General features: G+C 34.9%; 13 protein-coding genes and 1 pseudogene. 7 read left to right on the top strand and 7 right to left on the bottom strand.

Annotated features, from left to right (window positions below; translation table 11 throughout):
* Positions 1-98 precede the first annotated feature (98 nt).
* A complete protein-coding gene (locus ACLHDF_RS28935) occupies positions 99-1,115 on the bottom strand; it encodes a DUF3231 family protein (protein WP_413921857.1) in 1,017 nt (338 codons plus the stop codon).
* A gap of 336 nt (positions 1,116-1,451) precedes the next feature.
* Here ACLHDF_RS28935 and ACLHDF_RS28930 point away from each other — a divergent pair, with 336 nt between their 5' ends.
* Positions 1,452-1,736, top strand: coding sequence for a YxiJ family protein (locus tag ACLHDF_RS28930; RefSeq protein ID WP_413921856.1), 285 nt, complete (start codon positions 1,452-1,454; stop codon positions 1,734-1,736).
* 207 nt (positions 1,737-1,943) lie between these two features.
* Here ACLHDF_RS28930 and ACLHDF_RS28925 read toward each other — a convergent pair whose 3' ends face one another.
* The 3 genes and pseudogenes from ACLHDF_RS28925 to ACLHDF_RS28915 form a co-directional block, all read right to left on the bottom strand.
* Entirely contained in the window at positions 1,944-2,453 is a 510-nt protein-coding gene (locus ACLHDF_RS28925; protein ID WP_413921855.1) for a GNAT family N-acetyltransferase, read from the bottom strand.
* A gap of 326 nt (positions 2,454-2,779) precedes the next feature.
* Positions 2,780-3,123: pseudogene (locus ACLHDF_RS28920) on the bottom strand (GNAT family N-acetyltransferase); the annotation flags it as partial.
* A gap of 226 nt (positions 3,124-3,349) precedes the next feature.
* Complete coding sequence (locus ACLHDF_RS28915) at positions 3,350-3,766, bottom strand: carboxymuconolactone decarboxylase family protein (RefSeq protein ID WP_413921854.1); 417 nt, start codon at positions 3,764-3,766, stop codon at positions 3,350-3,352.
* A gap of 530 nt (positions 3,767-4,296) precedes the next feature.
* Between ACLHDF_RS28915 and ACLHDF_RS28910 the strand changes: the two genes are divergently transcribed.
* The 3 genes from ACLHDF_RS28910 to ACLHDF_RS28900 all read left to right on the top strand — a co-directional run bounded on the left by ACLHDF_RS28910 (position 4,297) and on the right by ACLHDF_RS28900 (position 6,027).
* Positions 4,297-5,043 (top strand): alpha/beta fold hydrolase, encoded by a 747-nt coding sequence (locus tag ACLHDF_RS28910; RefSeq protein ID WP_413921853.1) that lies wholly within the window; start codon positions 4,297-4,299, stop codon positions 5,041-5,043.
* A 284-nt stretch (positions 5,044-5,327) separates the two neighbouring features.
* Positions 5,328-5,684 (top strand): hypothetical protein, encoded by a 357-nt coding sequence (locus ACLHDF_RS28905; RefSeq protein ID WP_413921852.1) that lies wholly within the window; start codon positions 5,328-5,330, stop codon positions 5,682-5,684.
* Between the two features lie 64 nt (positions 5,685-5,748).
* Positions 5,749-6,027: a hypothetical protein gene (locus ACLHDF_RS28900; RefSeq protein ID WP_413921851.1), complete on the top strand. Its 279-nt coding sequence runs from the start codon at positions 5,749-5,751 to the stop codon at positions 6,025-6,027.
* A gap of 430 nt (positions 6,028-6,457) precedes the next feature.
* On the opposite strand, the gene ACLHDF_RS28895 is transcribed toward ACLHDF_RS28900, so the two are convergent.
* From ACLHDF_RS28895 to ACLHDF_RS28885, 3 genes are all read right to left on the bottom strand, one after another.
* Positions 6,458-7,882 (bottom strand): sugar porter family MFS transporter, encoded by a 1,425-nt coding sequence (locus ACLHDF_RS28895; RefSeq protein ID WP_413921897.1) that lies wholly within the window; start codon positions 7,880-7,882, stop codon positions 6,458-6,460.
* A gap of 166 nt (positions 7,883-8,048) precedes the next feature.
* On the bottom strand, positions 8,049-8,960 hold the full coding sequence (locus ACLHDF_RS28890) for an AraC family transcriptional regulator (RefSeq protein WP_413921850.1): 912 nt from the start codon (positions 8,958-8,960) through the stop codon (positions 8,049-8,051).
* Positions 8,961-9,116: 156 nt separating this feature from the next.
* Entirely contained in the window at positions 9,117-10,250 is a 1,134-nt protein-coding gene (locus ACLHDF_RS28885; RefSeq protein ID WP_413921896.1) for a Gfo/Idh/MocA family protein, read from the bottom strand.
* 432 nt (positions 10,251-10,682) lie between these two features.
* On the opposite strand from ACLHDF_RS28885, the gene ACLHDF_RS28880 reads away from it, so the two are divergent.
* From ACLHDF_RS28880 to ACLHDF_RS28870, 3 genes are all read left to right on the top strand, one after another.
* Positions 10,683-11,273 carry a TetR/AcrR family transcriptional regulator gene (locus tag ACLHDF_RS28880; RefSeq protein ID WP_413921849.1) on the top strand — a complete coding sequence of 197 codons (591 nt, stop codon included), beginning with the start codon at positions 10,683-10,685 and terminating at the stop codon, positions 11,271-11,273.
* 67 nt (positions 11,274-11,340) lie between these two features.
* Positions 11,341-11,697: an MmcQ/YjbR family DNA-binding protein gene (locus tag ACLHDF_RS28875; RefSeq protein ID WP_413921848.1), complete on the top strand. Its 357-nt coding sequence runs from the start codon at positions 11,341-11,343 to the stop codon at positions 11,695-11,697.
* Positions 11,678-12,664 (top strand): NAD(P)H-dependent flavin oxidoreductase, encoded by a 987-nt coding sequence (locus ACLHDF_RS28870; protein ID WP_413921847.1) that lies wholly within the window; start codon positions 11,678-11,680, stop codon positions 12,662-12,664. Before ACLHDF_RS28875 ends, ACLHDF_RS28870 begins: the two co-directional genes overlap by 20 nt.
* Positions 12,665-12,680: the final 16 nt, after the last annotated feature.

The raw sequence follows: 12,680 nt of genomic DNA, 5'->3' as shown, positions 1-12,680 counted from the left end.
AGTTATTCATTCTTGTGACCATTAAATACAAGGAGATACATGCGAATTTTTAAAATTAATATAAGGTTAAAAAGGTAATCAAGTTTTTTGTGCAATTATTATTGTTCCTTTTTTCTGGCTAATTTCTCACGATCCTTTGTTCCCGGTGGTTGTTCAAGCCAATTGTGTTTAATCATGATATCGGCCCCAGTTTTAGCATATTGAGCAATTTCTAATGACAATCGTTCATAATTAAGCCCTAAATCGCTTCGTTGACTGGCAGCTGCTGCAGTGGCATAGTTCCCTGTACCGGCAGCACTTAGTAGTGACATATGAAACATCATTAGTTTATCTGAAAATGTTTTAGTAGTTGAATTGCTTATACTGACATCCGGTAAACGAGGGGTGGCAAGATCGTTTTCAAGCAAGATATCGGCAAAAATTTTGATGTGTTTGTTCGATATGTCTTTTCCTCGTAACATATAATCTTGGATTTCTTTAGATGGAGAGGTTTGAGCAAAGCCAATAGAAAGTTTAACCCCCATCGAATTCGTTAGCACGTTCATGTACAAATGCGAAATTTCCACGGAGTTTAATGGACGTTTGTTTTTAAATGGATTTAATCCACTTAAATATTTTTTGCTATCGACATAATCTGCTTCTCTTGGAACTTCAATATAAGGATGTCTTGAATGCACCCCTTTTGAAATGGCAATTTCAGTAGTCTGATTATAAAGTGTAGACGTTTCTATTAACCCTTTTGTATAGAAAGTTCTAATATCTTCTCTTGCACTCATGGAAACAAATCCACTATAAGCTAGCATTCCAACTTTCGCCATATGATTTACATATGTTAAACAAAATACATCGGAAAAAAGCCAAGGAGCTTCCATATTTACGTCTTGTTCGGTAAAACCGTGAGGAACTGCATACTGTTCTTGCTCAAAAATGGTAAGTAATTGATCCAAATGACCAACCGCAATGTCATAGGCAAATTGAACAGCAGGTCGGATATCCGGATCATTCAAATGTTTAAGCATATAACCTAAAATATATTTAGACATACTATCATTCATATAGGAAGTCCAAAGACAACCAATTTCAGCCGATGTTAAATAGATTTTCTTTTCATTCACCTTGTTGGCCTCCTAGAGATATATCAGATAAATATATTCTTGACAAAAAGTAAATAAATATGAAAAATACAAAGAATTATTCGTTGACCTCGTATTTGAAGAAATTTTGAATTATTATTAAGATTTCTGATAATGACCCTTATGTAAACGAGTTCTGTATATCTTATACATAGTGATTTGAAGTTGTATTATTAATAAAAATGATAAAGTAAGATTGGTATAGATTACGAAAGGTGGCGTTTAATATAGACAAAACGAAGTTACTTAATGATCTAAGACAACTTAAAGTTGAATTGTATCATCCGTTTTCTCACGATGGTGTTGATAAAATAAAAAATGAATTCTAATGAAAAGTTTCGAGAAGATGACATACTAACTGCGGATTTAGATAGTTATTGGGCAAATATAGCTGGGAGTTTAAGCTATGTTTTAAAAGGCAAAACGAAAAAAATTCCTCAAAATCAAATAAATGAATTAAAGTTGACCTTTTTTGAAGTTTTTCCTCAATATTCTTTTTTAGAAAAAGAAATCTTTAGCTATCCAACTTTTTATGAAGAATATAAAATTCATGAGAAAACCAGAGAGCTTACGTTAAGTTATTTATTTAATACAAGCCAGTAAAACAAGAGCCGATAAATCAATTTATCAGCTCTTGTTTTGTTCCTAGAAGCTGTTTTATGTTAACTAAAGATTTATATCTCATACAGCTTAAAACGAAAAAAAGCCATTGATGAGTTGGTGGCTTTTTTGATCTATTCTTCTAAAGAACAGACCACGTTGACTTTAATAGTTTGCTCTAGAAGTTATATAATATACATTAACTGAGGTTCACCTGTGCCACTCTGAAGCTAATATACCCATAAAATATGTATCTACATATTTCCCTTCCACATAGGCGTGATTTCTTAATGTGCCTTCTGTAACAAAACCAATTTTTTTATATAATGCAATGGCTTGCTCGTTTAATCCTCTTGTTGTTAAATAGATTTTATTTAGACGAAGCTGTTTAAATCCTAGATCAATCATTTGCTCCATGGCCATTTGACCATACCCTTGACCCCTAGCTTCTGAAGATAAAAGAATGCCGATACTAGCTCTTCCATGTGTATAATCTATATCTTTTAGGAATACCCAGCCAACTAATACTTGTTCATTGGTTTCAATCCCTAAAATTAAATCGTCATTCATTCTTTTCTTTTCTACTTCCTGTACTACCTCTTCATAAGTTAAAGGTGTCCTACCAATCATTCGTATTGCTTGTTCATCATTTAACCATTTATGTAACTGTTGAATATGGGTCGTTTCAAATGGGGTAAGATATATTTTTTTTGTACTCATTTATTTATCTGCTCCTTCTGCCCTCAACCAGCGAATTTTTTTAAATGTTAATAACAAGCTATACATCCTGCCATACTTCATCCCGTAAATATTACTGACAAAGGTAGAAATGTATTTCTAATCACGATGTAAGTAAAGGTAAATGTTAGTAAAGCAAGTAAATGTATAATTGAATTAAGCCATTAATCTATTTTTTATTTGGAATATACATTAAGATCTATAAACTTACCTTTTGACTTCTCTACTTACCTAAGTGTTCCTTCAAATGTAAAATTCAACCGACGTAAAGTTTTAATCGAATTAGTATTTAAAGGCTCTACTTTTGCTTCAACTCGGTTTATGTCTAAATCTAAAAAAGCATAATTTAATAAACTGTTAATAGCTTCAGACGCGTACCCTCTCCCCATACTGCTTTGGAAAGCTCGTATCCGATTTCAACTTTTGGATGCTCGAAGTCTAACATGTTATAGCCACATGATCCAATAATTTCATATGTTTTTAATTCAATAATAGCAAAGCGAATAGCCTTTTTTTCAAAAGCTAGTTTATTTAAAAAGTTAATCATATCTCTTGCTTGTTCTATCTTGGTAAAATTATTAATATTCATGTACCTAGTAACATAAGGGTTAGACCAAATATTAAATAAATTAGATGCATCGGATTCATTCATCTTTCTTAGGTGTAACCTTTTTGTATATAATTCCGAAATCAATAAAGGTTCCTCCTTGTATTTTACTAATAAAGTTCATGATTTTATCTTATTTAAAGCATGTCTTCCCCCTTATTGTAAGAGCAAAATTACATTTATTAAATAGATATAATAGATATGGTGTAAACTCTACCTATTTTTACTCCTATTGATTTAGGGAAAACTCTTGGTCTACTTGATCATATGCTTACTCCTTATTCGGCTTTAAAGCCAATAAGGCTCCAAAATATTGTGAAGCTGTAGCAAAGCTTATAAATGCACATAATTCACTAATCTCACGATCGGTGAGGGTTTCCTTCAACACTTGAAAAAAGGATTCGTTTATTTCCCCTCTTTGTTTTAAAAAAACTTCCGCAAAACCTACAGCAAGAGACGTTTTCTCATCAAATAAATCTGGGTTAGGCTTTCCTTTTGCTTTACAATATTCGCATCCATTTTTTTGAGCTAATGTTCTTCTAACTTGCTCTTTCAAAGAAGCTGAGAGGCTGTTATCCCCTTCTAGAATTTCTCCTAGGTTGTTCCAAGCACTCAATACATTTGTGTTATGGCCTAATAGCTGCTGAAAAGGAGTACTTCCATTACCGGATAAAGAAATATTTGTCATAATACTGATCCTCCCTTATTATTTTTCATCCCTTATTCTAAAAGTTTTCAGTTCCTTTGAGAATTTATTTCGAATTAAATAACATTTAAATAAGATACAAATAGAATCCAAAATAATTTCTTTCATTACAAATGTAATGTAAAGAAATTATTTATATTTAAAAAGCTATCTTTATCAGCATAGTTAATCACACTAAACCAAAAGTTGATGTATAGGGAATTTCACAATCGGTAAAATGAAAACTCAACAGCCCCCTTGGGGCTTTGGGGAGTTTTTTTGTATATGTTCCGGAAAAATCCATTATGGTAACCAAGAATAAATACTATATACAACTTAGGAACATAAAATGGACAGAATCCATAAAGGTTTTTTTATAAATGAGACGAAGTAAATTATTTGAATGGCTATAAGTCGATGTCAAGGTGATTGGTTCTTTAAAATAAAGATACCCTACTACCACTTTTGAACAATGAATAAAAGTTCATTCGACAATAAAATAATATTAAATTGTAATGGGTGGAGGAATTTCAATGGATTTGTATTACGAAGTTAATGGGCATGGCCATCCTGTTGTTCTCCTAACTGGCGGTGCTGATGTACGGAACTGGACATTTATGGTGCCTCTTTTAGCAAAACACTATAAGGTTGTTGCTTATGATGGACGTGGGACGGGGAAATCACCGGTTCCTTTAGAAGATATCAACCCTGTTAAAGATTTGCTGTCACTACTTAATCATCTAGAAATCAGCCAGGCAACGCTTATCGGTCACTCAATGGGTGGCCAAATTGCTACTGAATTCGCTCTGAATTATCCTGAAAGGGTTTCAAAACTTGTTTTGCTTGCGCCTGGATTATCTGGGTTTACCTATTCCAAAGAATTTGAAGAGAACATGAAGAAGATTCATCAAGCTGCCCCAGATATAGATAAGATGGTTGAGCTTTTGCTCAGTGATCCATCTTATCCTGTTCTAACGATGAGTCCTCACCGGGGTTTAATGGTTCAAATGCTCAAGCACCATATGAATCGAATGTTTGAATGGCCAGCCGTTAAATTGATTTGGCAGCAACCATTGGCAATCGAAAGATTAGGAGAATTGACGACTAAAACATTGTTGATAATTGGTAAGGAGGATTCACCTGATAACCTTCGTGTTGCTGATTACTTTCGAAAGCACTCAGATGCTCGCATCATAGAAATTCCAGATGCTGACCATATGGTCAATCTCACCCATCCTGAGAAATTGTATCATCACATTAATGATTTTATGAAGGAATGAAATATTAGAAAGTATCCCTGAAATGGTACATGAAACGAGAAGACCGATGTTTTTAATAATCGTAGCAGAAAATATCTAATTTGTTTCATGAAGAAGAATTAATTGATTAAATAATTAAAAGGTGTCCTAATTTACCAAGGGACACCTTTTTTTGTTTCCTAGAAGCCGTATTATGTAACTGTAAGTGTGCAAGATATGCATCCATTTAGAAGATAAAAGAGGATAACACTTCTGAAACCATTTATAATCATTAAATGAAAAATTTATTTGAGTAAGGAGATTTAATGAGAAAATATACAATATTAGATACGCCTATACATGATGTTAAGAAAGTTATGATAGTTATGATAGTTGATCTTAAAGATGAAATAAATATGTTTCTTTACGATACGTTAGATGATGTGCCTTCAATTGAAGATTATAGTTTTGAAACATTACAAGAAGCAGAGGAGCTTTTCAACAGGGAATTCTTAAGGGACAGAGATAGTAAAGTTTCTTGGATTTATATACAGAATCCAATGGAGGGTTGTCAGGAAGATATTATTGAACCAGTAAGAGTTAAAAGTATAAATACCCATGCTCCTAAATGGGGAACTTATGAGAAGTTAATAGAGGGACATTGGGTAGATATTAAGTTTTAACATACTTGCTATCGATAACGCTGATCATCTTAACTTTAGTAAATACTTAGAAAAGGTGAAATTAATGTTTGAAAGTCAGCCAACTAAACAGGATTGGATAAACAAATTAGAGATCGTTCTTAAAGGAAATATGTCTAGAGAGCAATTTAATCAATGGTCCTATAAATGGGTTCAAAACCTAGAGGGTAGAAATAGACTCTCTTCTGATGAAGATCAACTACATGAATACCTTATTTTCTTGTTATGTATTGACTTAGAAATTGAACCAGATATATATTTTCATGAAGATATAGAAATACAAGAATGGATTGAAAAAATAATACTAAGTAGACCATTACCTTAATAAAGGTGCTTTAATGATTGCCGATAACAAGTTTTATGTTAACTAGAAAGGAATAGCTAAACATATACTCTAACACCGGTGTATATAGGGGTGTTAAGTATGGGCGTATCTTTTTATAATGGTCAAATATGTGTTGAAGGGATAGTCTGCGGATCATTTATAGAAATAGGAATTGCTTCCATAGCACTGTTTGTTATATATGTAGCTTACGAAGTAATCTACAAAAAATAAGCAATGCAAAATAGTGCATTGCTTATTTTTTTGCCTATAAAGTACATTATGTTGAGTAGATAAATATCGAGTTTGACTATAAGCTAATTAATTACTTAAATATGTATAAATAAATTATTTAAAACTTGGTACCTTTCCTCTTTTAGAATAGAAAAAAGATGTCCGTAGACATCTAACTTTTAATCATACCATTTGTAGATTATAGCGCAGTTCCCTCAGTAACTTCTTTTTCAGCTCTTGTATCATCATCGTATGTTCGGAAGTAATGTTCCAACTCCTCTAGGGTACGGCCCTTCGTTTCTGGCATATACTTTTTTACAAACATGATACCGCCTACTCCAAGAACGACAAAGATAAAAAAAGTAGTTGATAAACCGATGGTTGCAAGTAATACTGGGAAAACCAAACCGATGATAGAATTTGTCATCCATAAGAAAAAGACACTTAGCCCCATGCCAAGACCTCTTAGCCTTGATGGAAAAATCTCTGCAAGTATTAACCATGTTACCGGACCAATAAATCCCTGCATAAAAGCAAGAAATACAACTGTCAAAGAAAGTATAACAAATGGAAGAGCAACAGATCCTTTAAGTGTTAAGGATAATATTGCAATAAGGAGAAGTGATGTCGTAGTTCCACCTAATCCAATTAGTAGCATTGGTCGGCGACCAACCCTTCCAAGGAGCCAAATCCCAAAGAAAACAGCTATGACTGAAATAGCTCCGTTTGCAATATTACCAATGAGAGCAACTTCTGTTGCAAAACCTGCATCCTTGAGAATTTCGGTACCATAATACATAATTGCATTGATCCCTGTAATTTGCTGCACGATAGCTATACCAATCCCGATAAATAGGATACGTCTTACCCATGGAATAGATAGATCCTTAAAAGTTGCTTTCTTCATAGTTGACTCTTCTGCAACGGCATTCTCAATTTCATTAAGTTCCACATTAGCTTGGTTTTTATCCCGTATTTTTTGAAGAACACGTAGTGCTTCTACTTTTCTTCCTTTTGAAACAAGCCAGCGAGGGCTCTCTGGCACTTTAAGCATACCTAAGAATAAGAAGACCGCAGGAAGTGCGGCAATGACCAGCATGTATCGCCATGCATGTGAACTGTCACTCATTGTATTGCCAATAATAGCATTGAAAATAAAGGCTAATAGTTGACCAGTAACAATCATTAATTCATTTTGACTAACCATTCGGCCTCGTCTTTCTACAGGTGACATTTCTGCCAGATAGCTCGGTACTATAACTGACGCTCCTCCTACAGCAAGTCCCAATAAGAAACGAAAGGTAACCATTACCCCCATATTTGGAGCAAGAGTACATCCCAGTGTAGAGATAAAGAACAGGACTGCAAGTAAAAGAATATTCTTACGGCGACCACTGTAATCTGCTAGTCGTCCTCCAAATAGAGCACCTATAGCAGCCCCAAAAAGAAGTGAACTTGCAACAAACCCTTGAGCGAAGGAGTTAAGATTAAGCTGGTCTGGTTCCGACATAAAAGGTAACGCACCATTGATAACTCCAGTATCATATCCAAAGAGAAGTCCACCAAATGTAGAGACTAAGACAATAGTACTTAAAAATGACTTTTGATTTACCTGTTTATTCAAGGTACTTTCTCCTCCTTGCTTTTTAGCAAATGGGTAAATATCTAGCATTCTATGGGCACCATTAGGTCTCTTGAGTTGAGAATGAATAATGACCCGGTACCCTAATATAAATACGTATTTTTGGGGTTTAATCGTATGAAACCCTCTTAATGGGGTTTTTCTTTTTTTAATCCTCATTGAAAACGATTTCATTTATATCAATAGAAGATATTCTTTTTGGGCTATTTTGATCTACCCAACACTTTCGATATTTGATGGGGGACATGCCGACAATCCTCGTGAAAATTGTATTAAAATAGTTGGAATTATTATAGCCTACTATAGAGGCAATTTGAGTAGCACTATATTGGGTATTAATTAGCAAAGACTGCGCTTCCCCAATTCTACGTCTCATAATGTATTGCATAGGAGCATACCCAGTAGTCTCCTTAAAAATGTGGCACAAGTAAGATAAACTAATATTCAATGTCTCGCTTATACTTTCCAACGTGTGATTTTCGGAATAGTGGTCATCAATATACCCTCTTATTCGCTCTCCTAAAATAACTTCTTTATCTTCTTCCTTCTCTATACTTCTATTAAACTGTTTTACCAGCATGATAATAAGAGCTTGTAACAAATGGTGGCTTATTTCTTCAGCTCCAGCATTCTCTGAACAAATTTGGGTATACATCATGCAAAAGAGATTTTCGATGTCCTGACTAAAAGCATCGCTGAACAAAACTGGACTCGCACCATCAGGCAATAGACAATTTTCTCGCATCCCCTCTAACTTCAAATTACTTATCCCACAGCTGTATACAGTCATTTCTGCTTCTGGATTCGTACGCTCATCATGAATAACACCACTATTGTAAATAAGAATGTCACCCTGTTTAGTGTGATACTGACGCCCTCCAATTGTATGAATTCCTCTCCCTTGTCTGATATATAAAATTTCTAAGCGATCCTGATGCACATGCATAACACAAGGTAATTTAGTATGATCTGCTTCAGCCTTACAAACGTAAAGTAGTTTAGGGGATCTCCCGTTTGCAAAAGTTGGTATGAACTTCTTTTTTACAAAACTCTGTACCATAAAATCAACCTCTTCTTCCCTAGTCTGTATGTAGTTAATTCATTATAATGAATTAACTACATACTTCACAATCTTATGTTACGAGTTATAAAGGCATTATAAATTAAAACCCACCCACAATCGTTAAACCAGTGGATCTAAATGGGCCTTAAACTTTTAGATGAATTCTACCCAAGCAGCACCATTATCAGCAGATCTGACACAATTTTCTATCCATCGTATACCTTCAATACCAGCATTAATATCAGGATAAACAAGATTCTTTAACAATTCTTCATCGCCTCTGTTCTTTGCATCTATTGCCGTAGCAAATTTTAAGTATATATTTGCCCAAGCCTCAGAGAGTCCCTCTACATGCAATGCACCTAAACGTTCGTCCGCATTACAGCTATCATCCAGATAAGGCATGGCCCGAATTAAAGTTTGCCCAGGCTCTCCTTGAATTTCATACTTTAATTCACCGGGCTTGCTATCCCACCACTCTAAACTGCCTTTCGATCCTACAATACGAATTCTATGGCCATCCATGCACCCTGCATTTACAGAAGACGTCCATAATCGTCCTACAGCTCCGTTTTCATAACGCATAAGAACAAAGGCATTATCTTCTAAAGGAGCGCGACTTCCAACAAAACTTTGACGGTCACATAATAATTCCCTAATTTTCATATTTGGCATAATTAACTGGGACATGTAGTAAGTATGAGTAGAGAGATCCCCTAACACAAAACTAGGTCCTGCAATTTTAGGATCAACACGCCATTTTTGTGAAGCACTCGCCTTATCAACTTGATTATTTAAACTAAAACCATGAGTATACTGTAGTTCAACGACTCGTATCTCACCAATTTTATCTTGTTCAATCATTGCCCGCATTTGAAGTAACATCTGATTACCGGAGAAACCATACGTGACACCAACGATTTTTCCTTTTTTCTCTGCTAAATCTTTGATTTCTATCCCTTCCTCAGAAGTGAAAAATAAAGGTTTTTCACAGATGACATGTAAATCAGCTTCTAACGCTGCCTTACAAATTTCATAGTGGGTTCCGTTAGGAGTAGCAATCGATACGACCTCAATGCCATCCTCCCGTTTCCCTTCCTCAGTGAACATTGTTTTGTAGTCAGGATAGCATCGATCCTCATCTACACCAATATTTACACCAAAGTCTTTCCCTCTTTCTGCATCAATATCAAATGCTCCGGCTACTAAGGTAAAGGCTGTATTGTCCCTTAAAGCACCCGTTCTATGTTTGTATCCTACCTGACTTTCGCGTCCTCCACCTACCATTGCCCATCTAAGAGGTCTTTCAATTTTCTTTTCTCCATTTAACAAAGCAAACACTCCTTTTCGAAAATTATGATTTTTAATTCAACTGATATGTAAGCGGTTTCTGTACCTGTAATTAAATTATAATGTTTTGGCATATAATAACCTCCACTATCTTACTTTTAGAGCACTGAAAAAATCATAATTCATCAGAATATTGTTAATTATTTTTTAAAAAACTTCACAATCTTGCACTAAAGATTCTGAGAGAGTAAAACGAGTTAAAAAATTAAATTTACTTTGGGGGCATAAGAGGCTTCTATCTTATTGTTAATTTCGTTGATTATAATAATCAATGTAAATGAGAGATGAAAGGTGAAAGGTGTATCTGATTGACGGCAAAGATAAATGCTGATAACATAAACTGACGAACGTTCGGAAGGAGGCGAGATTGTGACATTTAATCAGCTTAAAGAAGCAGCCCTAAGACAATTTGCACTAAATGGTTATGAAGGAACGTCGTTATCATCCCTTGCTAATGAAGTTGGGATTAAAAAGCAATCTATATATACATATTTTAAAAGCAAAGAAGAGCTTTTTGTTTACTCTTTTAATGAATCTCTATCACGTGAACTACATTTTATAGAAGGCTTTTTTGACGGAACCAATCGTACGTTACCTCTAGAGAAGTTATTATATAAGTTCTTAATAGAGTATTTAGATCGATATGACAGAAATTTTAACACAAGCTTTTTTATCCGAACCTCATTTTTCCCTCCACAGCATCTCAGGGAGCTGATAGTACGTGACTCTTACCAATTAACGAATAATTTAGAGTGTTTATTAGAGACATTATTTAAAGAAAAAGAGCATTTATTACATTCTCAATTTAGCGCTGATACTGCTACAGCAGCCTATCTGACTATTCTAGATGGTTTATTTGTAGAAATGTTGTATGGAGGGAGATCAGAACGTTTAAATAAAAGAATCTCTTCAACTTGGAATGTCTTTTGGCAAGGAATTAATGGTAGTAAACAGGCATAGACATCAAGCCTTCTTAACTTTCATTTACGTAAATCTTTATTCATAACAAATGAAAGGATGAAAATTCATGAAAAGTAGACAAGAAGCTATTAATTACTGCATGAAATATAGGAATGTATTTGAAGACCAACCGTTTCGTGATAAAAATTGGACTACCATTAGGCATAAAGAAAATCAAAAAGTCTTTGCATGGATTTTTGAGAGAGACAATCATATTTGGATAAATTTAAAAGGTGAACCAGAGGTAAATCGTCATTGGCGCCAAATTTATCATTCCGTAGTACCAGCTTATCACCTTAATAAAGAACATTGGAATTCTATCATTCTAGACGGTACCGTACCAGAAAAAGAAATACATGAAATGGTTAAAACAAGCTATCATTTAACGAAGGAGAGGAAAACTTATGAAAACAAGAATAACTGAAATCTTTGGAATCCAATATCCAATCGTTCAAGGAGGATTAGCCTACTTAGCTTATGCTGAATTAGCTTCATCTGTCTCTAATGCTGGTGGACTTGGGCAAATTACAGCTGCGACTCTAGGAACTCCAGAAAAGCTTCGGGAAGAAATTCGTAGAGTACGTACCATGACCGATAAGCCATTTGGGGTAAATTTTGCAATTGCGAGGCATGATGGAAATTATAAAGACTTGCTAGAAGTGGCTATCGAGGAGAAGGTACCTGCTATTTCTATAACCGGAGGGAATCCCCAACCTGTTTTTGAACGGATAAAAGGAGAAAACATTAAAACTCTTGTTCTAGTTTCAGGAGTTAGACAAGCACAAAAGGCTGAGGAACTTGGGGCTGATGCCATAATGGCAGTAGGACAAGAAGGAGGCGGCCACTTAGGACGGGATGATATTGGTACAATGGTTCTTATCCCTCGTGTAGTTGAATCTGTGTCAATTCCTGTACTAGCTAGTGGAGGCATTGGAGATGGAAGAGGCTTATTAGCAGCCCTAGCCCTTGGAGCTGAAGGGATAGAAATGGGAACAAGATTTATTGCTACGCAAGAGTGTGTGCATGCAAACCCTGTATACAAAGAAGCACTTGTGAACGGAAAAGAGACAGACACAGTCATTATCAAGAAAACTTTAGGGCATCCTGGGCGTGTTTTAGAATCAAAATATACTAACGATATTATTGAACGTGAGCATAAAGGAGCAACTTATGAAGATTTAAAAGATATGGTCAGTGGTAAGGCAAACTGCAAATATATTTACAATGGGAATGAAGGAGAGGGATTTGGTTGGGCTGGACAGGTTATCGGACTAATTAATGATGTTCCTACGGTTCAGGAATTATTTGATGAGATGGTTTCTACAGCTGAACAAGGAAAGCAGCGTTTGATAAACATTTTGGGAACAAGAAATAAAAGTAACCTAAGATAAAATTGGGGGAATTTTT

The organism is Priestia megaterium (assembly GCF_046599315.1).
GTDB classification, from domain to species: Bacteria; Bacillota; Bacilli; order Bacillales; family Bacillaceae_H; genus Priestia; species Priestia megaterium_F.
The sequence above is the reverse complement of the archived record's forward strand: the minus strand, read 5'-3'. Positions and strand labels throughout refer to the sequence as shown.